Source organism: Tabrizicola sp. T74, from assembly GCF_057219935.1.
The window spans coordinates 23,504-50,046 of sequence record NZ_JBXVVT010000010.1; the positions used below are offsets into that span (position 1 = coordinate 23,504).

16 protein-coding genes and 1 pseudogene are annotated in these 26,543 nt (G+C 62.6%); 3 read left to right on the forward strand and 14 right to left on the reverse strand.

The window, feature by feature from the left end:
* Positions 1 to 92 precede the first annotated feature (92 nt).
* The 11 genes from hsdR to AC2EAL_RS21240 form a co-directional block, all read right to left on the reverse strand.
* The gene (gene hsdR, locus AC2EAL_RS21190; protein ID WP_484726229.1) at positions 93 to 2,414 is read right to left on the reverse strand and encodes an EcoAI/FtnUII family type I restriction enzme subunit R; all 2,322 of its coding nucleotides are present in this window, start codon (positions 2,412 to 2,414) and stop codon (positions 93 to 95) included.
* 5 nt (positions 2,415 to 2,419) lie between these two features.
* Positions 2,420 to 3,223: a CBS domain-containing protein gene (locus AC2EAL_RS21195; RefSeq protein WP_484726230.1), complete on the reverse strand. Its 804-nt coding sequence runs from the start codon at positions 3,221 to 3,223 to the stop codon at positions 2,420 to 2,422.
* Complete coding sequence (locus AC2EAL_RS21200; RefSeq protein WP_484726231.1) at positions 3,220 to 4,407, reverse strand: restriction endonuclease subunit S; 1,188 nt, start codon at positions 4,405 to 4,407, stop codon at positions 3,220 to 3,222. The genes AC2EAL_RS21195 and AC2EAL_RS21200 overlap by 4 nt, the downstream gene beginning before the upstream one ends.
* Positions 4,404 to 5,852, reverse strand: coding sequence for a class I SAM-dependent DNA methyltransferase (locus tag AC2EAL_RS21205; RefSeq protein ID WP_484726232.1), 1,449 nt, complete (start codon positions 5,850 to 5,852; stop codon positions 4,404 to 4,406). Before AC2EAL_RS21205 ends, AC2EAL_RS21200 begins: the two co-directional genes overlap by 4 nt.
* Before the next feature lie 83 nt (positions 5,853 to 5,935).
* Entirely contained in the window at positions 5,936 to 6,955 is a 1,020-nt protein-coding gene (locus AC2EAL_RS21210) for a tyrosine-type recombinase/integrase (protein WP_484726233.1), read from the reverse strand.
* 49 nt (positions 6,956 to 7,004) lie between these two features.
* Positions 7,005 to 7,430 (reverse strand): helix-turn-helix domain-containing protein, encoded by a 426-nt coding sequence (locus AC2EAL_RS21215; protein ID WP_484726234.1) that lies wholly within the window; start codon positions 7,428 to 7,430, stop codon positions 7,005 to 7,007.
* A 39-nt stretch (positions 7,431 to 7,469) separates the two neighbouring features.
* Complete coding sequence (locus AC2EAL_RS21220) at positions 7,470 to 7,661, reverse strand: helix-turn-helix transcriptional regulator (protein ID WP_484726235.1); 192 nt, start codon at positions 7,659 to 7,661, stop codon at positions 7,470 to 7,472.
* Positions 7,662 to 7,758: 97 nt separating this feature from the next.
* Positions 7,759 to 8,499, reverse strand: a complete 741-nt coding sequence (locus tag AC2EAL_RS21225) for a hypothetical protein (protein ID WP_484726236.1) — start codon at positions 8,497 to 8,499, stop codon at positions 7,759 to 7,761.
* Between the two features lies 1 nt (position 8,500).
* A complete protein-coding gene (locus AC2EAL_RS21230) occupies positions 8,501 to 9,787 on the reverse strand; it encodes a tyrosine-type recombinase/integrase (RefSeq protein ID WP_484726237.1) in 1,287 nt (428 codons plus the stop codon).
* 423 nt (positions 9,788 to 10,210) lie between these two features.
* Positions 10,211 to 10,405 carry a hypothetical protein gene (locus AC2EAL_RS21235; protein ID WP_484726238.1) on the reverse strand — a complete coding sequence of 65 codons (195 nt, stop codon included), beginning with the start codon at positions 10,403 to 10,405 and terminating at the stop codon, positions 10,211 to 10,213.
* Between the two features lie 138 nt (positions 10,406 to 10,543).
* On the reverse strand, positions 10,544 to 11,008 hold the full coding sequence (locus tag AC2EAL_RS21240; RefSeq protein WP_484726239.1) for an NADPH-dependent FMN reductase family protein: 465 nt from the start codon (positions 11,006 to 11,008) through the stop codon (positions 10,544 to 10,546).
* A 294-nt stretch (positions 11,009 to 11,302) separates the two neighbouring features.
* Between AC2EAL_RS21240 and AC2EAL_RS21245 the strand changes: the two genes are divergently transcribed.
* Complete coding sequence (locus tag AC2EAL_RS21245) at positions 11,303 to 11,458, forward strand: alpha/beta hydrolase (protein ID WP_484726240.1); 156 nt, start codon at positions 11,303 to 11,305, stop codon at positions 11,456 to 11,458.
* Between the two features lie 229 nt (positions 11,459 to 11,687).
* On the opposite strand, the gene hydA is transcribed toward AC2EAL_RS21245, so the two are convergent.
* The 3 genes from hydA to AC2EAL_RS21260 form a co-directional block, all read right to left on the reverse strand.
* Positions 11,688 to 13,142 carry a dihydropyrimidinase gene (gene hydA, locus AC2EAL_RS21250; protein ID WP_484726241.1) on the reverse strand — a complete coding sequence of 485 codons (1,455 nt, stop codon included), beginning with the start codon at positions 13,140 to 13,142 and terminating at the stop codon, positions 11,688 to 11,690.
* 291 nt (positions 13,143 to 13,433) lie between these two features.
* Positions 13,434 to 14,069, reverse strand: coding sequence for an NrsF family protein (locus AC2EAL_RS21255; protein WP_484726242.1), 636 nt, complete (start codon positions 14,067 to 14,069; stop codon positions 13,434 to 13,436).
* A complete protein-coding gene (locus AC2EAL_RS21260; protein WP_484726243.1) occupies positions 14,066 to 14,599 on the reverse strand; it encodes a sigma factor in 534 nt (177 codons plus the stop codon). The genes AC2EAL_RS21255 and AC2EAL_RS21260 overlap by 4 nt, the downstream gene beginning before the upstream one ends.
* A gap of 1,551 nt (positions 14,600 to 16,150) precedes the next feature.
* Between AC2EAL_RS21260 and AC2EAL_RS21265 the strand changes: the two genes are divergently transcribed.
* Together AC2EAL_RS21265 and AC2EAL_RS21270 are read left to right on the forward strand one after the other, a co-directional pair.
* Positions 16,151 to 26,248, forward strand: coding sequence for a calcium-binding protein (locus AC2EAL_RS21265; protein ID WP_484726244.1), 10,098 nt, complete (start codon positions 16,151 to 16,153; stop codon positions 26,246 to 26,248).
* 37 nt (positions 26,249 to 26,285) lie between these two features.
* Positions 26,286 to 26,543 (forward strand): annotated as a pseudogene (locus tag AC2EAL_RS21270) (type I secretion system permease/ATPase); the annotation flags it as partial.

The window sequence follows — 26,543 nt, forward strand, 5'->3', positions numbered from 1 at the left end:
ATTGAAATGTAAGCATAATTTGACAGAAATGATGGATTACCCATCATCGCGCCCATCAACTTGAAAACGATTGGCGGGGGCTGGTCTGGCAGTTAGTTACGGTAAAGGTCGCGCTGCACGTCCACAAAGGCTTTCCGGATCACCGGAACGTCGCCCAGCGCTGCCTTGGCATCAGCAAGGGAACCATATCGGGCCGTCAGGTAGTCGCCTAGTTTGCGCGTGGCCAGTTCCGTCTCGCCCAGCGCCTCATAGGCCCGCAGGACGCCCAAAAGGAACTCCCGCATCTTCGCATCCGCCGATGCCAGACCATCGCCACGGGCGGCTTCTGCGCGATCTGCGCGGGTCTTGGGCGGGGTGGTGAAGCGGATGTACGCCAGCACGTCGAACAGGTCGCTGTTCGGGGCGTCGATCAGGCGGCGCATGTCAGACAGCTTGTCAGCATCGTAGCCGCGCTGTTCCAGCAGGGCGATGAAGTGTTCCCGGCTTTCCGGGTTGCTCCATTGCCGCCGCAACTCATCCTCGGTGGCGATCATGCCGGACAGGTCACCGAACAGCCGTTCAAGGAACTGCTGGGCCGTCATCGGCTTTCCGTCCGGCCCCCAATAGGTGGTCGCGGCGATGTACTGGATCGTGCGTTCCTTGCCGTCTGCCAGCTTGATGATCAACTTCGGCTTGGGATCATCCCCGCCGTCCTCACCGCCAACTTCGGGCGGCTCTGGCGGTTCCGGGGGTTCCGGTTTGGGTCCGGGCGGCTTCGGCGGTTCGCCTTCGGGCGGCATCGGTTCGCCGTCCCACTCTGGATCGTTGAAGTTCTCGTGCGCCTTCACGAAGTCATAGATCGTGAAATAGTCCTTCCCGTCATAGGTTCGCGTTCCCCGCCCAATGATTTGCTTGAACTCGATCATCGATCGGATGGGGCGCATCAGCACGATGTTTCGGACGTTCCGCGCGTCTACCCCGGTGGACAGCTTTTGCGATGTCGTCAGGATCGTCGGAATGGTCTTGTCGTTGTCCTGGAAATCTCGCAGGTGCTGTTCGCCCAGCTTGCCATCATCTGCCGTGACGCGGTGGCAGTAGTTCGGGCTGGGGTTCGTCTTGGCCTGATTGATGTAGTCCCGCACCCGCAGAGCGTGTTCCTGCGTCGCGCAGAAGACCAGGGTTTTCTGCCGCTTGTCGATCTGGGCCATGAACTCGGCCACCCGGCTGCGTTCGCGGGCTTCGATGATCAGGCGGGTATTGAAGTCGGCCTCGGTGTATTTGTCCTTCTCCACCTCGCCCGCGACGATCTCATCCGTGCCATCCCAGACATACTCATCAATCGTGCTCGCCATCTGGCGCACCTTGAAGGGCGTAAGGAAGCCGTCCTCGATCCCCTCGCGCAAGCTGTACACGTAGACCGGATCGCCGAAGTAGGCGTAGGTGTCGGCGTTGTGCTTACGGCGGGGCGTAGCGGTCAGGCCAAGCTGCACGGCGGGCTTGAAATACTCCATGATCCCGCGCCAGTTGCCTTCGTCATTTGCGCCGCCCCGGTGGCATTCGTCGATGATGATGAAGTCGAAGAAGTCGGGCGGATAGCCTTCGTAGCTGGGCTTTCCGTCGCCTGTCATGAAAGTCTGGAAGATCGTGAAGAAGATGCTGGCGTTCTTCGGGACACCCCCCTTCTTGCGGATCGAGTCGGGGTCGATCCGGGCCACCGCGTCGGAGGGGAAGGCAGAAAAGGAGTTGTACGCCTGATCCGCCAGAATGTTGCGATCCGCCAGGAACAGGATGCGCGGGCGGCGCGTGGGTTCGCCCGACAGGTTCCAGCGGGCGTGGAACAGCTTCCAGGCGATCTGGAACGCGATGGAGGTCTTGCCCGTCCCCGTTGCTAGGGTCAAAAGGATGCGCTTGTCGCCCTTCCCCACAGCCTCTAGTACGGCATTGATGGCGATGTGCTGGTAGTAGCGCAGTTCCCACTTGCCGCCCGCCACCTCGAACGGCACCGCACCGAAACGTTCGCGCCAGTTGTTCACATCGGCAAAACAGCGATCCCAAAGCTGATCGGGCGTGGGGAAGGGCTGCACGTCGCCTTCCGTCCCCGTCACCATATCGGCCTCGTACCAGCCCAAGCCATTGGTGGCATAGGCGAGGCGGGCTTTCAGGCGGGTGGCATAGTCTTTGGCTTGGGCAAGGCCGGTGGTGTGGGCAAGACCCGCCCGCTTGGCCTCGATCACGGCAAGCTTCTGGTCGCGGTAGATCAGGACGTAATCGGCGCTCAGGCGATCCCCTCGCTTGCCCCCCGGCATGATGCGACCGGGGCAGATCACCTCACGCCGCACCCTGGCCCCCGGAACCGTTGTCCAGCCCGCAGCGGCAAGGACCGGATCAATCCGGTCGGCGCGGGTGTCGGCTTCGGTTTCGTCGTCAAACGCCATGCCGATCAAGCACCTTCTGGGCCAAGGAGCCTGGCCCGCATAAGATAGATGTTGCGCACAACCTGACAGACCTTACGCGCTTCATCCAGAGTGTCGGCATAGCTGTTGGCATGGGCAATATTGTTCCGCAGCGACTGGATGTCTGCCAAGTCGTGCCTCAGGTTGGCTCCAACTCCTTCAAGTAGTCCTGCTTTCCTGACCAGATCGGCCTTATCCGCGAACTGGGTGAAGGCGATTGCACTCACGTAGGTGTCAGAGCGTCGGGATCTTTCGATCTCCTCCTTGAGCTTGAGTTGCCTGCCTTCAGACAGCATTGCCAGCCAATCCTCGGGGCTTTTCCACTGGCGCTCAATTGCCAGAGCCATCGCCATTTCGAAACTTGTGATAAGCGCAAACAGCGCTGCGCGGACAGGCAGTTGCTGAATATCGAACAGGCTGACTAGCCCCGCGATGCGGTTTCCCGAAACGACAAGGTTTGTCGGGTGAGTGTCTGCCTGCTGGATGAAGTCGAAGATGCTGGCATCCGCTCCAATGACTATCTCTTCTGAGAGACGCCGGAAATCCTCACCGATGCGCGCTTTGGGGGCGGGTCGGTCAAACCAGCGCCCAGCGTCATACAGGCCCGTGACCTGGCCACGCTCGTCCACTACCGGGAGATAGCTGAACTTTTCCGGGTTCCGCCCAGCGACGTCATGCGCGGTATCTTCTGGCGTGCATGTCAGAAAGCTTTCACGCGGGACCATAATTAGGGCAACTGTCAGCCGCCCCTGGACACGCCGAAGGTTTTCGATGCTGGTATCCCGGCTCACGTCAGTTCGCCTGAGAAAACTTTTTGCAGAAGGGAATGGCGGAAGGTATCGAGGGCTTCCAGCTTTGAACGATATTCGGTTTCCAGCGCACGGGATTCAGCTAGAGTCTCATCAAGCAATGTCGCAATGTCGCACTGGCGTTCCAGGTCCGGCAACTGAAAGCAATACTTGAATAGGTGTTCTCGGTTCACCTTGGGCATTCCAGCCCGAGCAGAGCCTTTAATCGCGTATTCCGTGAAATCTGGTCCAAGTAGCAGATAGAACAGGTAATCGCGTTCCAGAATGCCCACCTTGGGGAGCAACGGATAGACGTCTGCGCTGCACAGTCCGTCAAAGTCAGGGCGGCTGGCCTTGCGAAGGTATGGGCGGATTTTGCTGTAGAGGACCATGCGCCTATCAAACAGGAACTTTCCCGATGTCAGACCTTCTTCTGCAGCGGTCTGGACATCAATCAATTGGTCTGAACACGTTGCCATGTTTCCCGCACCGACATGCGGCAGCGATGAGTACTCAGGCAGCTTCGGATCAACGAGGGTTGACGCAATCTCGGTGACATCTGCCATCGTGACTGTGCGCCCGCTTCCCGCGTAGTGGGTGAACGCTTCCCTGTGAATGGCACCAAACAACTCCCGCGAATCTGTGAGATTGGCTTCGGCGTTGGCGCGGGCGCGGGAGAGGCCTTCGAAGGCTTCATCCAGAACCGCAACGATCCGCTTCTGTTCGTCCAGCGGCGGGAGGGGGATGCGCACCGTCGAGACCAGGCTCGTGTTCAGATTTCGGACGGTCGAACCGGCGGCAAGTCGATCAAACTGCGCGTACACCTGCGGCGCACCCAACAGATGGTAGAGAAAATCTTGATCCACCCGTTTCAAATCGGGTGTGAGAACTAACCAGCCGTCATGAATGCAGCCCGTGGTTTTCAAAATGTAGGGTCGCCCAAAACTCATCGAGTTAGACAAAAGAAAGTCGCCGTCCTTCACCAACCGTGAACGCGCAACGCCCTCTTGGGTGATCTTCTCCTCAGTTTCGAAAATGTACTTCCCGCTCTTCGTGGCATCACCGATCTTGATCCAGTTGATGCCGTCAGGGTTTTTGGTCAGGTACTTCTGTATTGGGCGCGGCGATCCACCTCGTGCTATCCGGGCTATCTCTCCGATGGTTGTTTCGCTCCACCCAGCCTTCACAGCAGCCCCCTGATCCGCTCAAGGATTTCCGCCGTCTCGGAATCGCGGGCAAGGATCGCGTCGATGATCGCTTCCGGGCTGCGCAGGGCCTCAGCCTCTGGCGCACTAGGGTTCTTCACCGACAGATCAAAGGTCGCCGGGTCCACATCCGCCACGTCCACGACCCATGACTTCGGACCCGTAACGAACCCGCGCTGCAACTCCACAAACTCGGCCATGTCGTCATCGTTCAGCGGGTTCGTCTTGCCCATGCTGCGGCCCGGATCAAGCTGGTAGTACCAGATTCGCCGCGTTGGTTCGCCCTTCTGGAAGAACAGCACCACCGTCTTGACCCCGGCCCCCTGAAAGGTGCCCTGCGGGCAATCAAGGATGGTGTGCAGGTTGCACGCCTCCAGCAGTTCCCGCCGCAGGGCCACGCTGGCATTGTCGGTGTTGCTCAGGAAGGTGTTCTTGATGACCACTGCAGCGCGCCCCCCGGCCCGCAGCTTGCGGATGAAGTGTTGCAGGAACAGGTATGCCGTCTCGCCCGACTTGATGGGGAAGTTCTGCTGCACCTCGCGCCGCTCGCCACCGCCAAAGGGCGGGTTGGCAAGGATGATGTCGTGGCGGTCCTTCTCCTGTATGTCCATCACGTTTTCATTCAGCGTGTTGGCATGGATGATGTTCGGGGCCTCGATCCCGTGCAGGACCATGTTCATGATCCCGATGACATAGGCGAGCGACTTCTTTTCCTGACCGAAGAAGGTCCGGCGTTGCAGGGTTTCATAGTCGGAGGCCGAGATGCTTGGGCCGCGCATGTAGTCATAGGCTTCGCAGAGGAAGCCCGCCGACCCCACCGCGCCATCATAGATGGTCTCGCCGATCTGCGGGTTGATCACGCAGATCATCGCTCGGATCAACGGGCGGGGCGTGTAATACTCCCCCCCGTTGCGCCCCGCGTTGCCCATGCGGCGGATGCGGGTTTCGTAGAGCGATGAAAGTTCGTGCTTGTCGGCCTGGGTCTTGAATTGCAGGCCGTCCGCGATCTCCAGAACGTCGCGCAGGATGTAGCCCGACCGGAACTTGGACCGCAGTTCGGTGAACACTTCGCCGATCTTGTACTCGATGGTATCCGGCCCCGTGGCGCGGTCGTGGAACAGGGCCAGGTGCGGGAACAGGTCTTGATCCACGAAGCGCACCAGGTCGTCGCCCGTCATGGCGGCGTTATGGTCGAACTGCCCGTTCAACTTTGGCGCAGCCCAGCGATCCCAACGATAGCGGCCATCAATGATGGGGGCGTAATCCTTCCCTTCCAGTTCCGCCCTGTCCCGCCGTTCGCTTTCCAGATCGTGCAGGTATTTCAGGAACAGCACCCAGGACGTCTGTTCGACGTAATCCAGTTCGTTCGAAATGCCTTCCTCGGCGCGCAGGGCTTTCTCGATGGAGTTGAAGGCGTTCTCGTACATGCAAACCGTCCTTTGAATCTGCGTCATTCTTTCCAGAACGAAGCGGGCGCGGCAAGGACAGAAGGACGGAATGGCAATCGGCCCTAGCCCATGCCCCTGATCAGTTCTGCCTGCCGTGCAGGGGATACGGGGCAATAAGCGCTGAGGGTCGTGGCGATGTTTTCGTGGCCCAGGTTCATCGACCAGGCCTTGAACTGTTCCGGGGTCATGCAGAAGTCGTTCGCAAGGATACCCAGCGTCTTGCGGAAACTGTGCGGTCCGAAGGGCGGCAGGCCCGCACCGATGAAGGCAGTCTTGATCACTTCGCGGATTTTCCCCGCGTTGCCGTAGGTCTCGCGGGACAGGCCAAGGCAGGCAAATCCGCCATCATTCAGGCCCATAAGGGGCTTCGGGAACAGGGCATCGCCGGGACCGAACAGTTCATCCTTGCGCAGGAACTCTACCCAGTTTCGGAAGCAAGGAAGGTATTCGGGATCGACCGGGAAAAACGTGGTGGCGAAGGTCTTGGCGAACTTGGTCTTTACGTCGCGGGCATCCTGATAGACGCAGCCCTGCACTAGGTCGACGTGCTTTAGCCGCAGGGATGCAAGCGCGCCGTCCCGCGCCCCGGTCAGCATCAGAAAGGCGAAAAGGGCCTTGTCGCGGCGTTGCAGGGGCGTAGCGCTAGGCATCTGGGTGAAGGCGTGGCGGCACTGTTCGAGGGTTGGAAATGGGGTGTCCCGGTCCTCATGGGCAACGCGCGCGTCCTTGGCGTTCAGATTGAAGTATTCGGCATCTGCATAGCTGATCCGGGACCGATAGCCCGGCTGCCCTGCCAGCCAATGGACAAAAGCCTTCACGGCGCGAAGCGTGCTATCGACCGTGGCTTTGGACAGAGGCTTGCCAGTCTTGGCACTCTTGGCGTCCGACAATTGAGCCTTGAACTTCACTGCCTGTTCGATGTGGAAGCGCTTGAAGGGCTTGAAGCCCGTGCTGCCTTCGAAGCGAAGAATTGCGTCGGCGGCTTTATCCACCGTCGCCATGTCTGCGCGCTTCGCTTCGCGCAGGAACTGCAGATAGCGCCGCTTGATCCGCTCGTTTTCTTCGACGCATTTCCTAGCCATTTTGATACCCTTTCAAAGTGACAGTTTCAGAGGGGTTTCGACGCATCCCTTAGGCTGTCCTTCCGTCCTTTTCCGCCAAGGCGAAGATTTCGCGGAAGTGGTCGATCTTCGCCCGGCTGATCATACGATTGCAGGTGCCGCCACAGACCTCGCACAGGCCCACCAGCCGTGATGTGGTGGCGGTCTGGGAAATGCAGTCCACCAACATGCCCATCGGATTTCGGGGGGCTTTGCAGCTAAGGCAGTAGAGTTCGGTGGGCCGCAGGGCCGCCTTCCTTTTGGCCGACTTGGCCCGCAGGAAGTCTTTCAGGGCATCGCCCAAGATGAGGTAAGGGCGCTGGGCCTTCATCGTGGGCAAGCCGTTCTTGGCCCAGGCGCGAACTGTGCCCATTGAAACGCCCAGCGCAGACGCGGCTTCCTCAAACGTGTAGCTGCGCGCCGCGCGCAGGACGCGGTGGGATCGGTGTTTAGTCATGATCCGACCTCGCCCTAAGTGCTCTACGGGGCAATCGCATCACTTGGCGCTAGCTTTCGCTTTCAGGGCTTCCCAAGCCTCAATCTCGGACAGCCGCCAGCGGGTGCAGCCGGGGGACAGTTTCACAGGTCGGGGAAACGTGGGATCTTCCCGGACCCAGCGACGCGGGGTCAGGTGGTGGACGCCAAAGCGTTCCCCAATCTGACGGTCGGACATATAGACTTCGGGCATTCGAATCTCCTTGCGTTGCCTTGCAGGGAGATTGGACGCATTGCATTAGGTGCGAAATCTAGGGACGGGCATCTTCCCCTAGGGAAGATGATCTTCCCTAACCATCGGGAAGGACAATCTTTCCTTCATCCAGCGCGCGCTGATAGCCCAAGCCCACCCATGTCAAAAGCTCATCGTCGGGGACAAGAATGGGCGATCCGGACAAAGAGGCGGGGTAGTGTCGGGTCAGGTCCCAGATATTCCAGGAGCCGGTGTCTATGATTTCCTGCAGTTTGGCTTGGATTGTGACTGCAGTCTGGATCAGGGCTTCGGTGGCAACCGGGGTATCATCCCAGATATGCCCATGCTCAAAGTATCCGCCCGCCGCAACCCGCGCCGCGCAGATATGGGCGACGCTTCGATACTTCCGAAACGTTCGTTGCAGGGAAGCCGGATCATCGGTCATGGGTTGGACTTTATCCTTACCCTTCGGAGCGAGACCGGCGCGCCACGTTATTCCACCGAGTTCACCAGCACTGCACGAGGCGAGGATCGAGGCGCGCCGAAGGCTTGGCCGGTAGGGGGACTTTGCCAGCCAAAGAAAGGCAAACACCATGAACCCGACCGAATAGAGCTGGGCCGTGCGCTTTTCGAGTAGATTGGACGCCGTCAGCATAAGCTCAGAGGGCCGATACTGATCTTCCCCTACCCTTCGATATTCGTCCTGTTCCAACGCGGCGATGAACAAGGCTTGCGCCTGATCCCTCGGGCTTTCTGGAAAGAAGCAAGCTGCCAGCATTCTGTGAGCCGCATTTGGGGCAACGCTAAAGCCGTCATCCGAAAGAATGATGTGCCGCATGTCAGAGCCTTACGACTTTGGCCGACTTGGGCGCTGCAGTCAGAAACTCGCCCCACTCCCTCATCATCCGCCGCCGCTTCTCGATCATGTCCCCACGCCGGTAGGACGCCTCCACCGCGTTGCTGATTTTGTGGGCAAGGGCGACCTCGGCCATTTCGCCGGGGAAGTTCGTCCGTTCGGCCACCCAGTCGCGGAATGTTGAGCGCAGACCATGCGGCACGGCAGGGCGCTTGGACACGCGGTCCACAAACCCAGACCCACCCTCGGCAAGGTCGGTTTCGCTCATGCGCCGCATCACCGCCGACACAGTCATATCGGAAAGCTGCCCACCGCGCGCCGCCGGGAACACCAGCGGGTTGTCCTTCATGCGAGGAAGGGTCTTTAGAAGGGCCACCGCATCGGCGGTCAACGGGACGCGGTGTTCACGTCCCATCTTCATCCTTGCTGCTGGAACGATCCACAGGGCTTTGTCTAGATCGACTTCGTCCCACGTCGCCCCCCGCACTTCCTGCGACCGCGCTGCGGTCAGGGCAAGGAACTCCAATGCCCGCGCGCCCATCCCCTCTCGGGTCTTCAAAGCGGCAAACCAGCGCGGGGCGTCTTCAAGGGTAAGGGCGGGCTGATTGCCTTCCTTGGCCACCTTGGACGGTGCGGGTAGAAGTTCCTTGAGGTTACCGGCCCAGCGCGCGGGATTGTCACCTTTGCGGTGCCCGGCCACGGTCGCCCAGGACAGGACGCTTTCGACCCGACCGCGCAAGCGGGACGCGGTTTCAGTCTTTTCGTGCCATAGGGGCTGCAGGACGCGCAGCACGTCCCGAACGTCTATGTCATGCACCATCATCTTGCCCAGCACGGGCAAGGCATATTGGGCCAGGGTGTTTTCCCACTGCTGGCGGTGCTTCGCGTTCTTGAACGCATCCAGCTTGGCCTTGAGATAGCTATCGACCGCCTTCTCGAAGGTCAGACCGCGCCCCGATGCGGCAATCAGTGCAGCTTTTGCTGCCTGCCGTTCGGCAACCGGATCAAGGCCTCTCTCGATCTTTTCGCGGGCCTCACGCGCCTTGTCCCGCGCCATCGCCAAGGTCACGGTGGGGAAGCCACCCAGGCCGATATCCCGCCGCAACTTTCCGACGGTCGTGCGCAGTATCCAGGACCGGCCACCGCTGGGTGTGATCTGCATGTAGAGGCCGGTTACTCCCCCGACCGCGAACAAGGCGTTACCCTTGCCCGTAGGGTGCGAAAGGTTGCGAACCTCAAGCGCAGACATTTCGACGGCAACCTTTGGCATCGAAAATCACCCATCATCCAGCCCACTAAAGGGAATGTAACCTTGTGCATGGGGTCGCACAAGGTCGCATAGGCCGGATGATGGGTTTTTGCTAAGTTTTCTTGGACACGCCTCTTGTCATGTATCTGATTGCCATAAGGAAAATCGCCGGAATGGCGGGCACCCTCTCCGCCACATTACCTTGATTTTACTAAGTTTTTAATCGCCTGGGTTCGAAGTTTCCCAAGTGTCGTCGCACTAGTCGCCGCCCTGTCCGCAGTCCACCCTTGTCGACTTGTAGGGTAGATCGTGTGGTTGGTCCGCTGGACGCTGATCTGACTGCTGAGCTACCTCCACCCAACCTTACCCCGCCAATGGCCCAGTACCACCGCCTGCCCTTCCGTCCGAGATCAGGTCCATCGAGGCAAACTTGCGGGCGAGGTACTAGGCTTCCTCGTAGGTCGTGGATGCGGTGGCGATGTAGCCCAGATGCTGCGTAGAAGGCGCGAGGGCCGAGAACAGAGTCACCGGCTCGAACCGCGAAACCTTCGCGTTCCCGCCGCCTTTGGCGTTGGCCAGACCGTCGGCCAGGAAATTGGCGTCGAAGAGGCCGCGCTCGGCCTCGTTCGCCAACTTCACATGGAAGTCGAAACTCTTCGCCCCGTCGGCGGGACTGTCGGGATGCCGCCCGGCAGCGACGTGCTGACCGCCGTCGGGCAGGAATGCGCCCGGGCGGATCTTGCGAGGTTTGAGTCGGGCGGGTCATGGGATGTCGTGTCATCGGGTGTGGGAAGGCCGGTGACTGCCGGGGCGGGATAGGCCCCAGGCACCCCGGAGGAAAACCTCCGGCAGGGCTCGCCGGTCGAAGAACGGGGCCAGCTGCCCTCCTGCCCGGACAAGACGGTCAAGCTGAGCGGGCGAGGTCGGATTTGCTTCGGTGAAGTCGCGGTCCGCGGCGCAAAGGCTGGTCGGCAAGGTCCGCACCGCGAAGAAGCCGAACAGCGGGCGCAGCTGATGCTCGATCACCAGCGCATGCCGGTCGCCCCCGTCCGTAGCGGTCCGAAGGACCGGCTTGCCCGCCTGCGCCAAGGGGCCGAAATCGGTCAGGTCATAGGCTGTTCCCACCGCCTGCACCTCACTTGCGGCGGCAGCGACGATAGTCTGGACCAGGACCGGGAATTCGACGGGCGATCCAGGTTTCCGGCCTGTCCGATGATGGCGTGGGTCATGGGCAGATCTCATCTCGATTTTCTTGATCGTGATTTAGCTTCCGCCGGTCGCAGGCTTCTGGCCATTGCATAGTCGGACGCAAAAAACGGAAGAGATCCCCGCCTTCCAGCACTGCCAGAGCGGATGTTTCTTCCCTCCTCCCCTCGCGCGCCTAAGGTTGCGGCTGGCTGCACGGACTGTCTGGCCAGTCTCTCGGTCTTCTCCGGAACCGGCCTAGACGATAGCGATGTTCCCTTTCCCCGGGCGAGTTTGGAAATATATTCATGGCAGCTGTGATGGTATTTGAGGGCTACCAAGGTGTCGGCCATGCTCAGGGCCCCTATTCTCCCCGACCTTGACGGATCGCCCGCCCCGCATTGGCAGCATCGGTGGGCGATGACCGATCCAGGCGCGCTGATCGTCGAACAGCAGGTCTGGGCGCGGCCCTCGCCGCGCGTGTTCTATCCCGCTGGCAGCAGCTGAATGTCGCGGCGGCGCTGCTGTCGCCCCTGCAGATCCGGACCTCGCCCTTCACCTGCCAGAGACGACGTCGGATACAGTCGAAGACCTCGCTGCGGAATGGGTCGTCTTGTGCGCGGCCTTTGCTTATGCCTTCGTCCTGACAGCACTTCTGTCGCCAGCGCCGTAGCTGCCGGTCCGGCCCGCGACCGAGCCGACACGGGTCCCGAATGCGCGGTCGACCTTCTGGGTTTCAGACCCCGATGGGCATCAGGCTTTCGTCGCGGGTGACTGGGCGCGGCGCGATCAGGTCGCGCCACTGCGAATAGGCGCGGCTGATGGGCGGGTTCGCGGTCCGGCGCAGATGCCGACCCCGGCCAGGTTGCGGGTTCCCGCCATTTGGCCCCCAGACGACGGTCCCGCGGGACAGAGTATAGCGGGGCATGCCGGTGACGGTGAAGCCCTCGAAGACATTGTAATCGATGGCGGATTTCTGCGTGGTGGCACTGATCGTTTTCGTGGCCTTCGGGTCGAAGACGACGATATCGGCATCCGCCCCCACCAAGATCGAGCCCTTCTGCGGGAAGATGTTCAGGATCTGCGCGATGTTGGTCGAGGTCACCGCGACGAATTCGTTCATCGTGATCCGCCCCGTCGCAACCCCGTGGGTCCAAAGAAGCGAAAGCCGGTCCTCCAAGCCCCCCGTCCCATTCGGGATCTTGGTGAAATCGCCCCGGCCCATCTGCTTCTGCTTCGTCGTGAAGGCGCAGTGGTCGGTGGCGACGACCGACAGCGTTCCGGCGGCAAGACCGGCCCAAAGGCTGTCCTGATGCCGCTTGTCGCGGAACGGCGGCGACATGACCCGCTGGGCCGCATGGTTCCAGTCGGGGTGCTGATACTCGGTTTCATCGAGAAGCAGGTGCTGGATCAGCGGCTCACCCCAGACCCGCGTCCCCGCCTGTTTCCAGCGCCGGATCGCCTCATGCGCTTCCTCGCTGGAGGTGTGGACGATGTAGACCGGCACGCCCACCGCGTCCGCAATCATGATCGCGCGGTTGGTGGCCTCGCCCTCCACCGTCGCGGGGCGGGAATAGGCGTGGGCCTCGGGGCCGCGGTTCCCTTCGGCCAACAGTTTCTGCTGCAGCCCCGCGATGAGGTCGCCGTTTTCGGCGTGGACCAGCGGGATCGCCCCCAGTTCCCGGCAGCGGGTGAAGGACGCATACATCTCGTCGTCGTTCACCATCAGGGCACCCTTGTAGGCCATGAAGTGCTTGAAGGTGTTCACCCCCCGGTCAACGCAGGTGGCCATCTGCTCCCAGATCTCCTTCGACCAGCCGGTGATCGACATGTGGAAACCGTAGTCGATGCTGGCCTGCCGCGCCGCGCGTTCCTCCCACAGGGCAAGCGGCCCCAGAAGGTCGGTGGGGTTGGAGATGATGTGGTCGACGATCATCGTCGTCCCACCGCTGGCTGCGGCGAAGGTCCCGCTTTCCCAGGTCTCGGCGGTGCTCGTCCCCATGAACGGCATCTCCAAGTGGGTATGCGGGTCGATCCCGCCGGGCATGACATAGGCCCCTTCTGCGTCGATCACCGTATCGCCCGTCAGGTCCGGCCCGATGGCGATGATCTTCCCGCCGTCGATCAGCACATCGGCACTGTAGATCAGGTCGTGGGTGACGACGGTGCCGCCCTTGATGACAGTGGTCATGACTTCTCCTTCGGCGGGACCGCGCTGCAGTCGCGCGTTGTCATCGCCAGGTTCCCGATAGCGACCCGTGCGCATCCCTGCCCCCGGCCTGCAGCGGAAAACCTACGGTCGTCGCGCTCCAGCGGCGAGACGAAAGCAAGTGCCGCCGGAACCCTCCTCGCGCCGTTGCGTGGATCTTCGGCAGTTCGTCCCGGGTTGGCACAAAGATTGGGACAATCCTGTCTCCAAACGGGGCTGCGCGCACTGCCTGCACTCGGGCGCAGGGAAAGTTGTCAGGCTAGGCGCACCCCGCTACCAGCGCAGAACCCGCGACCCGATCAGCGTGGCGGCAACCGTGACCCCGCCGATGGCCAGCCCGTACCAGGTGACATAGAAGAGCGGGCTGTCCTCGATGCAGTGCATGGCATAGGCCATCGCCGCCAGCCCGCTGCCGCCCAGGCCCGCCGCGAACCCCGCCAAGGCCGGTGCCGTAGGGGCCCCCCGCCGCAAGGCCAAAAGGATCGCCGTGACCGGCAGAATCGACAACAGCGGGATCGTCACCAGGCAGGTAACCATGGTCTTGCCGACCAGCGCCATCTGCCGCCCCTCGGCCGGGGTTGCGACATAGGCCCAGACCAGCAGCCCCAGCGCAACTGCTACCGGCAGGGACAGGGGCCACACCCGCGCCAGGCTGCGGCCCTCGGGCCGGGCCAGCACAAGGGCAAGCCGCAGCCCAAGGAGACCCAGCGCCCCGCTCAGCACGTAGCGCATCGCCGGCAGGGGGGTGACGAGCGACTGCATCAGGTCAGCCCGGAAGCCCAGGATCAGCCAGACCAGCAGCACCGCGCCGGCCAGGGCAAGCGCCAAGGTGGGCCACAGGACGCTCCGCGGGGGCGGCTCGGTCCGGCTGTCGGCGGCCAGTGCGGCGATAAGGTCGTCGGTCTTCATTTCAGGTGCCTCTCCCGCAGGGCGGCCAAGGTCCGGAAGGCGCGGTGCAGGGCTACTCGGACCGCGCCCTCCGTCATGTTCAGCGCCTGCCCGGCCTCGGCCGCGCTGGCACCCTCGATCCCGATCATCCGGACCAGCCGGCCCGACCGGTCATCCAGCATCCCGATCATCCGCGCCATGTCGCCCGCTTCGGTCGGATCGGGACCGGGTTCGGCGACCAGGATCTCGTCGAAATCCTCGATCGGCAGTTCCACCTTGCTGCCCCGCGCGCGGAAGGCGTCGACGACCTTGTAGCGGGTGATGGCATACAGCCAGGGTCGGACCGGGGCGCCTTCTTGCCAGGTGTGCCGCTTCAGATGCACGGCGAGCAGGACCTCTTGCACGACGTCCTCGCAGACCGCCTCGCCCAGGCCCCCGGCCCGCGCGCGCACGATGCCGCGCAAGGTGGGGGTGATCGCCCGCAGAAAGCCCGCATAGGCCCGCCCGTCGCCTGCATTCGCCCTGGCCAGCATGGTCGCCCAATCATCCATCGAAAGACGCATTCCTTGCCTGCAATTCGCGACGCGAGCCTTTCTGTTACACCGGGTCCCGGCCTGCCGGGCGGGATCGGGTGGGGAGAGGGTGTCGGCGCCCCCCGGCTGCAGGAGGCCTAGAGGATGCCCCCGCCCGGCGTCAACAGGGATGGCCCTGGGCGGGCACCCGGGGAAAGGCTGTCCACGGTGGACAGACAGGGTGGGATGTTTGGAATCAATGGGTTGGTCGCGGCCATTAGCGAAGACTTAACGATTCGATCTTGGGTTGTCCGGGCGGGCTGTCCGGACAGGTGAAAAACGCTCGCCCCTTGGTAGATGTTAACGAATGCGGGGATCGGGAGGGGCGGCTTTGCTGGATGTGATCAACAGTACAACCTGCGCGTTTCTTTGGTGGAACCAATGGGGCGATTTTGGGGTGGGGGCCGCAAGATAATCCGGTGGGAGAGTGTCAGAGGGGATTGACAGCTCACGGCCGCGTGAGGTTGCCTGAGAGCGTGGTTAACGGCCTGGTGCGCGGATGGACGGGGTTGGAGTGAGGGGTGTGGGGTGGGTGTGGAGGGCAATAGCTGAACAATTTAGGCGGACCCTAAAGATAGTGGCTTACATTCCTGTTGCGCCGTAATCGTTAAGTCCGTGCTCCTTAAGTGTAAGAAGTCAACCGTGGCAAAAGGATTTCGGAAGTTCTGCGCTTTGCTTGATTGGCGGAAACGCACTTCCATTGTGGGCAGATCTGATGCGTAAAGGGCACAACTTAGGGCGCAGACGGACTCGAAACATTGCGATAGCAATGTTCTTGTGTGTTTGGATTCCTTTGACAGTTTCTTGGTTGCTATGGGATGGTTTCGATACCTTCTTTAGTCGCCCGGAGGATATGGAGCTTTTGATAATCTATGGCCCAGTCGTATTCCTCCTGCTGTGTCTCTGGGATGCTTTTGTAGAGCGTAGAGAAAATAAAGGGAGTGACAAGAAGTGAACCCTCAAGATCCGAACGGTGACGATAGTGAAATTCGAGGTTACGAGTACTTTGGATGGGGCCTTGAGGGATTAATTGCCTTTACACTTGATGATGGAAGCAAACTGGCTGCGAAAGCGACCGGTGGAATCGGCGTCGTGGCCGGTGTGGTTGTTGGTGTCGGCACCCACGGTTCGGACGGCGATCTAACGGGCAGAGACAAGGCAGAGATAGCAGGCGGTGCAGTTGCTGGCGGAGCGATGGCAGTCGTCGGCTACGGTTTAGCGGCGGTGGGTGCCACTCTAACCGCGCCACTTACCGGAGCGCTAGTTGTGACCGGGATCGTCGTGGGTAGTGCTGGCGAGGCAATTGGTGGGTTGATTTATGACCTATATGCCTTGGAGGACCCCGATGGAGGTGTGAACGGAAAGAATCAAATGTCGCCTGGTTCTCATGGCTACGGCGTGCCAATGCCATTGGATGTACTTTTTAACATGCAGGAAGGCATTGGCCAAGGCGATATGGGTGGCACTCTAACCGTTGGCAATGAGTTTAACGCACTTGATCTGATTTCTGAGCTCATTCGAATGGGCCAGATGTCGCAGATACCTAGCAATAGTGCAGATCGCGAAAGTGATGACGCCGCATCGGCGGGAGAAAGCATACGACGGGTAGGCGAAGCGATTGACAACATCCTGGACAAGGGCGGCACTGCAACAGGAGCTGCAGGAAACGTCATCAAGGCCGGGGCAAACGCAGTTGCCAGTGCAGTCGACGGCGCAATAAACATCTTCCAGAAGGCTCAAGTCGCCGCTTCAGCAGCGCATCAGCGGGAGTATAATCGGGATCGGCAGGATGGCGGCGGAGGCGTCGCTACCAAGACATCGGGCAAGACCTCCGGCGACAGTTGGGCGGATCGCAACGGCGGTGGCAGTGGCGGCGGCGGCTCAGACTCCGGCAAGGCGGCCAATGGTGGTCCGACCAAGACCACCACGGTCACGAAAGACAGCAACGGCAACACCAAGACGACCACCACCACCAAGTGGGAGTCCGGCGTCACGCAGACCAAGACGAAGCAGACCATCGACACGCCAGCGGGTAAGAAAGAGGTCGTAAAGACCGAAACCAAGGCTGCCCCCAAACCCAAGGACGACCCCAGGAAGACCGGTCCGCAGCCTGTCCTCCTCGACCTCGACGGCGATGGGGTCAAGATCACGGAATACCAGAACTCCACCCAGTTCATGACCGGGAAGGATGGCCTGCAGCACCGCTCGTCCTGGGCGGGCGCGGGGGATGGGGTGCTGTTCTATGACCCCGACGGGCGGAATGCGATCACCGAACATCGGCAGTATGTCTTCACCGAATGGAACCCGACGGCGGCGGGGGATCTGGAGGCGCTGCGCTCGATCTGGGACACGAACAGCGATGGCAAGCTGACGGCGGCGGACGCGGAGTTCGCGAAGTTCAAGGTGCTGGTCACCAATGCCGATGGCTCCACCACCGTGATGACGCTGGCGCAGCTGGGGATCACCGAGATCAACCTGACGGCCAATACGGTGAACATCGAGCTGCCCGATGGCTCGGTCATCACCGGGCAGACGACGTTCACCCGGGCGAACGGGACGACGGGGACGGTGGCGAACACGACGCTCACGGCCGATGCGGCGGGGTATCGGGTGGTCGAAAGCGCGGTCACCAACATCGCGAATGAACGGGTGCTGACCCAGACCGGCTATGACAAGGATGGCGGCGTCGCCTTCCGGGTGGTCTCGGTCACGAATGCCTCGGGCACGGCATCGTTGCGGTTCTACGACGACAACGGCGACGGGGTCACCGACCGGGTGCAGCGGATGGACCGGGTGACGAACGGCGACGGATCGAAGACCGAGACGGTGGTGAACCGGATCGGCGCGGACTGGACGGTGGGGATCCTGACCAGCCGGACGGTGACGACGACCAGCGCGGACGGCAAGGTCATCACGATCCAGCGGGACTCGGTCGGCGGCGGCTGGTTCGACCAGCGCGAGGTCTGGACGACGCACGCGGACGGCAGCCGGACCGAGGTGCTGCAGGACCTGGCGCAGAACGGCACGGTGATCCATGGCCGGACCGAGACGGTGTCGGCCAATGGGCTGGTACGGTCGGAGGGGACGGACCGGGACGGCAACGGCGTGGCCGAGACGGTGGAGAGCCACTCCATCGTGATCGCGGCGAACAACAGCCGGACCGAGGTGACCGAGATCCGGAACGGCGACGGGACCTTGCGGGCCGGAGAGACGGAGACTGTCAGCGCGGACGGCAAGGTGCGGACGGTGGCGCTAGACCTTGACGGGAACGGGACGGTCGACCGGACCGATGCGATGTCGATCACCGGCCAGGCCGGGACGGCGACGACATCCGTGGCGACGGTGCGGAACGGGGACGGGAGCACTCGGTCCGTCACGACGGTGGTGCAGTCGGCGGATGCGCTGACGAAGACCACCAGCGCGGATGTCGATGGCGATGGCGATATCGACCTGACGACGGTCGACCAGACGGTGATCAACGCCGATGGCAGCCGGGTCAGGACGGTGACGGCGACGAATACGGACGGCTCGGTCCGGGGCCTGATGCGCGAGACGCTGGGCGCGGACAAGGTGACGGCCACGACCTGGGTTGATGGGAACCAGGACGGGGTGTTCCAGGCGACGGACCTAGTGCGGCAAGTGACGGTGAACGCGACGACCCAGGCGCGGACGGAGACCACCTGGGCGCGGAACCCGGATGGCTCGGTGAGGGCCGTGACGGTGGCGGTGACCAGCGCGGACGGGTTGGTGACCAATTCGACGGTCGATGCGGACGGGGATGGCGACACGGACATGTCGATGTCGGACATCACCACGGTCTCGGGCGGCGTGGCGACGCGCACGGTGCAGACGGTGAACCAGGACGGGGGCCTCCGGTCGCGCGAAGTGACGGTGACCAGCGCCAACGGGCTGACGGTCAGCCGGACGGTGGATGTCGACGGGAACGGGACGCTCGACGCGCAGACGGTGGACGCGCGGGTGCTGAATGGCGATGGCAGCGTCACGCGGACGGTGTCAGAGTTCGCCGGGAACGGGACGACGCTGACCGGTCGGACGGTGCGGGTGGAAAGCGCGGACCGGCGGACGGTGACGGTGACAACGGACGCCAATGGCGACGGGGCGACGGACCGGGTGGCAAGCCAGGTCGAGACGGCGGATGGGTCGGTCACGCTGACCGAGACGAGCTTTGCCCCGGCTGGCGCGGTGACGGCCCGCACGGTGACGGTGACCAGCGCCAACGGGCTGGTCAGCACGGCCTCGGTCGATGCCAACGGCGATACGGTGAACGAGACAGTGGTCACCAACTCGACCGCCTTGAACCTGAATGGCTCTCGCGTCCAGACGGTGGACGTGAACAACGGCGACGGGTCGAACCGGACGCTGACGGTGACGACGGTCAGCGATGACGGGCTGGTGGTGACCACCCAGGCCGACATGGACGGCGACAATGCGTTCGACCGAACCACAAGCTCGACCCGGGTCCTGAATGCCAATGGCAGCGTGACCGAGACGGCGCAGTCGCGGGCGCAGAATGCTGCCCTTCTGTCCCAGGTCCAGACAACGGTCAGCGACGATGGGCTGGTCACAACGGTGCGGTCCGATGCCGATGGCGACGGCGATTTCGACCTGGTGACGACGCAGACCACCACGCTTCTGACCAACGGCGGCCGGACCGAGGTGTCTGAGCTGCGCACCGATACCGGCATTTTGCGTGCCAGAACCACGACTACATCGACAGATGATGCCAGGAATATCACCCGGTCGACCGATGTGAACGGCGACGGTGTGAACGATGCGGTGTGGACCCGGACCGTTGCCGACACGGGCGTCACGACCGAACAGTCGGCCCGCTATTCCGCCACCGGCGCGCTGCAAAGCCTGACCCGGACGGTCACCAGCGATGACGGCCTTTCGGTCACCGAAGGCTGGGACCGCGACGGCGACGGCATTCAGGAACGCCGCAGCATCAGTGACACGGTGTTGAACGCCAATGGCTCGACCACCACCACGACGACCGGCCGAGGCGCCAACGATGCGGTCTATGCCCGCAGCACCGTCACGACCAGCGACGACCGGCTGACCACGACCCGGACGGACGACGTCGATGGGGACGGGACGACTGAATTCACTCAGACCCAGACCCGCACGATTGCCGTCAATGGCGTCGTCACGGACACGGTCCAGACGACCTCGGAAAACAACAGCCTTCTCAACCGGACTGTCACGGTGACCAGCGCCGACGAGCGCACCGTCACGCAATCGACCGACCTCGACGGCAATGGCGTGAATGACCGGCAGACCGTCACCACCATCGCCAATTCGGGCACCACGACCAGCACGACCACCTATTTCTCCACGGGCGGGGCGGTCGAGGGCCGCTTTATCCGCACCACCTCTGCCGACGGGTTGGTCACCACCACCGCGCATGACACGAACGGCGATGGCCGGGCAGATCTGTCCTCGACCGACCGGACCACGCTGTCGGTCACGGGCGAGGTTTCGCGCAGCGTGACCTACACCAACGAGCGCAACCAGATCGTCGGGCAAGAGCAGTCCCGCGTCAGCGACGACGGCAACCGGTCGACGGTCATGCTGGACCTGAACGGCGACCAGGTGTTCGAGTTCCGCACCGATACCACCCGGACCTATTCCGCCAATGGCGATGTTGTCGTGCGTCAGGTGACGAAAGACGCAACCGACGATTCCATCTCGGATGTTCTGACGACCACCAGCGGCAACGGGCTGCGGACCACCGTGGTCACCGACTTCACCGGCGACGGCAACGCCGACCGCAACCTTTCCCTGATCCGGTCCGCCGATGGCAGCTGGGTCGAGACGAACACGCTCTACTACCCCGGCTCGCGCGTGACCGAGACAACGACCCGGTCGCAAAGCGCGGATGGTCGCACCCTTACCACGACGCGGGACCTGAACGGCGATGGCAAGATCGACCGCAGCATCGTCGCGGTCACCGACCTATCATCGAACCTGCAGGTCGACTACAAGGACGTCCGCCTGGACAATTCCCGCAGCATCCTGATCACCGAGAAGGTCTCGGCCAACGGGATGGACCGGTCGTTCACCTTCGACGTGGACAACGACAACAAGAGCGACTTCGCCCGCTTTACCGACGTGACCTTCAACGCCGACGGGTCCACCACCGAGACCTTCCGCGAAATCTACGAGGCGAACCAGGCGATCTACGGCACCTACGGCGCGAAGAAGGTGGTCTACACCGAGGTGACGACGACCTCGGCCAACGGGCTGCAGTCGACCACGCAGATCGACGCCGATGGCGACGGTGTGGTGGACGCGACCACGACCGAGACGACGACCATCGGCCTGAACGGCAGCCGCACCGTCGTCAGCGAGACGCGCTATGCCGATGGCGACCTGCGGTCACGGTTCGAGACGGTGACGAGCGCCGACGGGCGGACCACGACCTCGACGGCCGACTACGACGGCAATGGGATCGCAGACAAGATCACGGACAGCCGGATCCTCGCCGACGGCTCGCGGCAGGTGGTGGACACCTCGTTCGGCCAGGGCGGCGCGAAGATCCAGACCTTCGTCACCACCACCTCGGCCGACGGGCTGGTCACGCGGATGACCCGTGGCACTGTGGAACAGGTCATCACCCGGTCCGCGGTCGACCCCGACAGCTATACCTGGACCAATGGCGTCACTGCCTCGACCACTTCGACCAACGTCGTCGTGTCGCACCAGATCGACGCCCTGGGGATCGAGACCTGGACGATGACCTCGCGGTGGCTCGGCGCTGGCAATGTGGCGCAGTCCAGTACCAGCACCGTGCGCCTGGACGCAGCGGCCAAGGAACGCGTGCTGGCCGAAGCCGCGCGCATCTTCGACACGATCCTCGACCGCGACATGGACGTGACCGAGATCGAGATGCTGGTCCCGCGGATCGCCAATGGCCAGCTGGACGAACTGGCGCTGGCGAACGACCTTCTGGCGTCGTCGGAATTCGCCACGCGCTATGGCACGCTGTCGAACGCCGAATTCGTCACCCAGATCTACCTGAACGCATTGGGCCGCGTGCCCTCGCTGGTCGAGCTAAGCGAAGGGATCGCGGCGCTGGCCATTGGCGCCTCGGGTGGCGCATCTGGACCTGGCGGCATCAGCCGCGGCAACTTTGCGGCAGGGATTTCCGAAGGGATGGAGCACGTGGTGGTCGGCAATGGCCACATGTCGACCAACAACTTCGACGTCATCATGAACCCGGCGGTGTTCGAGCGTAGCCTCGATGAGGCCTATGTCCGCAACCTGGTCGAAAGCCTGGTCGACGTGGTCTATGACCGCGCGGCGACGGTGCAGGAGATCACCTATCTGACCGGTCTGATGCTGAAGGGCACGGACAACCCCGACGACATCGCATTGAAGCTTCTGGCAGTGCGGGGCGACCTGCAGGGCGTGGCGTCGAACAGCCTGTTCGGGCTGACCGGGGCGGCGCTGGTTCAGCAGGCTTTCGTCAACGCGCTTGGTCGTCAGCCCACTGCACAGGAACAGGCGATCTGGGAGGCGCATCTGTCCACCGGCAGGATATCGGTGGCGCAATTCGTGGCCTCGCTGGCGCAAAGCATGGACCACATGTCGGTAGGGGTGGATTCGGCTGCGACCGTTGTTCCGACCGTAACCACTCTGAACGGCACCAGCGCGGCGAATGCGCTGACCGGGACGGCGGGCCAGGACATCATCAACGGGTTCGAGGGGAACGACACCATCGTTGCCGGCGACGGGTCAGACCGGGTGATCGGCGGCACGGGGGCGGACGTCCTTTGGGGCACGAACACAACCGGGGCCACGGCCTCGAACGGCAGCGACACCTATGTCTGGTCCAGGGGCGACGGCAACGACACGATCAACGACTGGAGCCAGTCGCTGCTTGAGACGGACACGCTTCAGTTCACCAATGTTGCCTCTACCGAAGTGGCGCTGAGTTTCTCGGCCGCAGCGGGGGCTGACTTGTTGGTGACCATCGTGCCGACGGGCGAAGTGATCACCATCGACGAGCGCTACCAGAACACGACTTGGAGCTACGGGATCGAGCGGATCGTCTTCAGCGACGGCGTGATCTGGAACCTGACCGACATCCTGCAGCGCGCGCGGCTGAACGGCGACAATGCGGGCACAACGCTGACCGGAACCGGGTATCAGGACAACATTTACGGTTTGGACGGCAACGACGTCTTGAACGGTGGCGACGGGAACGATGTGCTGTATGGCGGGACAGGGTTGGATGCGCTGAACGGCGGAAACGGCAGCGATGCCTATTACTGGCAAAGAGGGCACGACGGGGATTCGATTTCCGACGTGGGGGCATCCCTGACCGAGATCGACACGCTGTACCTTACCGACGTCCTGCCGAATGAGTTGCGACTGCAGCGCCTGACCGGCTCGGCTGATCTGAGGGTCGACGTCTACGCTTCCGGTGCGAATCCGGGTGACCTGATCCGCATCGTGAACCAGTTCCCGGCCACCGACAACGGCAGCGGGATCGAGCGGATCGTCTTTGCAAACGGCGTTGTGTGGAACCTGGCGGACATTCTCGCCCGGACCGTCACGCCGGGTGCCGGTGGCAACGACCTCCGGGACGGGACATCACACGACGACTACATCGACGGCAATGATGGCAATGACACGATAAATGGTCTGGCCGGTGACGACCGCATGGAAGGCGGTGCTGGCAACGACGTCCTGGATGGCGGCGCGGGTAGCGATCTGTACGAATGGGCGGGTCAGGGCAGCGACACGATCAACGACACGGGCACGTCTCTGCTTGAAGTGGACCACCTGCGTCTGCGCAGCGTCCTGTCGTCGGTCGCCACTCTGACGCGGGCGAACGGGAGCAACAACCTGGTCATCACCCTTTCGACGGGTGAGACGTTCACCATCACCAATCGCTTCCTGTCCGCAACCTCGGGCGTCGGGATCGAGCGGATCAGCTTCATGGACGGCGTGATCTGGGACTTGCAAGACATCCTTGCCCGTACCCGGGTGGACGGAACGGCAGGCAACGATGCCCTGACCGGCGTTGCCTACCGCGACAACCTTTACGGCTTTGCCGGCAACGACACGCTGACCGGCAACGACGGCGATGACGTGCTGGTCGGGGGTCTTGGCGTCGACTCGCTGGTCGGCGGCAATGGCAGCGACTTCTACCAATGGACGCGGGGTGACGGGAACGACACGATCAACGAGGCGGGCACCACTGCGGGCGAGGTCGATACCCTGGTCCTGACCGATGTCGCGTCCACTGGCGCGGTGCTCGCGCGGTCGGGGGCGAACATGACCGTCACCGTGCCGCAGTCCGGCGAGGTCATCACTGTCCTGAACCGGTTCGCCACAACCGGCGGCACCGCCGGGATCGAGGCGATCGAGTTTTCCGACGGCGTCGTCACCCGCGTCCTGCAGGATCAGGTGGCGCTGTTTGCGACGACGGGAACGGTGGCAGGAGAAGCCCTGACCGGCACGATCTATGCTGACAGCCTCAGCGGATTGGCCGGGAACGACACCCTTACCGGCAATGATGGCAACGACGTTCTTGTCGGCGGCACTGGCAATGACTCGCTGGTTGGTGGCAACGGGACGGACAGCTATGTCTGGACCAAAGGCGATGGCAACGACACGATCAACGACACCGGCGCGCTTATGTCGGATACGGATCGTCTGACGCTGACAAACGTCGCGTCCACGGACGTCCAACTGACCCGCGCGAACGGTAGCAACCACCTGGTGATCCGCGTGGTCAGCACTGGTGAGGTCCTGACGGTCATCAACCGCTTTGAGTCTACGGCCAGCAACCCGAACCCCTCGGGCCTTGGCATCGAAGTTATCGGTTTCTCGGACGGCGTTACATGGACGCTGACAGACATCCTGGCGGCCACCCGACTGGACGGAACTGCTGTTGCCGAAACCCTGACCGGAACGGTCTACCGCGACAATATCACGGCGCTCGACGGCAACGACGTTGTGAATGCAGGCGATGGGGATGACGTCATTGTCGGCGGCCTCGGGGCGGATTCACTTGCCGGGTCGAACGGCAGCGACACCTATCGCTGGACCAAGGGCGACGGCGCTGACACGATCAACGACGCGGGCGCGTCGCTGACCGAAGTCGACACGCTGGTCCTGACCAATGTCACCACAGCGGACGGGATCCGGATGAACCGTGCGAACGGCTCGACCGACCTGACGATCCTGATCGAAAGCACGAACGAGACGATCCGGGTCGCTGGGCAGTACACGGGCGTGACGGCCGGAAACGGGATCGAGCGGATCGTCTTTGCCGACGGCCTGGTCTGGCAGCTGGACGACATCCTGGACCGGGTGCGCGTGTCGGGCGGCTCGTCCAACGACAACGTCACCGGGACTGCCTTCGACGACAACATGTGGGGCTTCCTTGGTAATGATACCCTGACTGGCAACGCCGGCGACGACACGCTGACAGGGGGACAGGGCAACGACCAACTGGACGGTGGGGCAGGCAACGACCGTTACGTTGTCCTGCTGGTCGACGGCAACGACACGATCAACGACACCGGGACCTCGATCTACGAAATCGACACGTTCAGGATTTCGACGGTCGCGCCAAGCGCTGTTAATCTTTACCGAGTCAGCGGGTCGAACGACCTGCGGATCGAGGTCGATGACGGCGCCGGAAACATCCAGGTCCACATCGTGAAGAACCAGTTCGCGGACCCGGCGTCGGGCGTCGGCATCGAAGCAATCGAGTTTGCCAACGGAGCGATCTGGACGAGGGCGGACATTCTGTACAAGACCGGCACCTATGGGATTGGGCTTGCGAACGACAATCTGGTGGGCTCGGCCAGCAACGACAGGATGTATGGCGGCGCTGGCAACGACAAACTGAACGGGGGAGCGGGCGACGACTTCCTTGTCGGCGGCTCGGGTGCCGACACGATCACCGGCGGCGCGGGTTTTGACATGGCTTCGTACGCAGATGCGACCCAAGCTGTGTCCGTTGATCTGCGCGTGTCAGGAGCGCAGGCAGGGAATCCGGGCGGCATAGAAGTCGGTGACGTCTTGCAGGGCATCGAGCAGCTTGAGGGCTCGGCCTTCAGAGACACCCTGCATGGCAACAACGAGTCGAATTATATCCTTGGCGGGAACGAGGCCGACCTCATCTACGGCTACGACGGCTATGACCAGATCCGCGGCGGGTCGGGCTGGGATACGATCTACGGCGGCGACGGTGCGGACGACATCCGCGGCGATCACAACTCGGACTCGCTCTTTGGCGGGGCCGGCGGCGACACGATCGAAGGCGGCAGCTTCAACGACCAGATCTTCGGCGGCACGGGGGATGACTACATCATCGCGGGCACCGGCATCGACGTGCTCTGGGGCGAACAAGGGTCGGACACGTTCCTTTTCACCGACCAGGCCTTCGAGACCGATACCATCATGGACTTCGAGGACGGCATCGACCGGCTCTGGTTCGCCCCTGCCGCCGCCGATGACCTGAGTGACCTCACCATCACCGGGAACGGCACCACGTCGGTCACCATCGCGCTTGCGGCGAACACCATCGTCCTCAACTCGGCCACGGCGATCAACCTGACCGCCGACGACTTCCTCTTTGCCTGACGGTTGGCCCCAGTTGGATCGGACGAGTGTGTCAGGTATGAAGGAACTGAAGGCAGCCCGGCGTGAATCGGCCGGGCTGATCCTGGCGGTGGTGCTGTTCAGCGTCGTCGTCAACCTGCTGATGCTGACCGGGCCGCTTTACATGCTGCAGGTCTATGACCGGGTCCTTGGCAGCGGGTCCGAGGCGACGCTGGTGGCCTTGTCAGTGCTGGTGATTGTCCTGTTCCTGGCGATGGGTGTGCTGGAATACGCGCGCGGCAAGGTCATGGCCATCGTCGGCGCCCGGTTCCAGGAA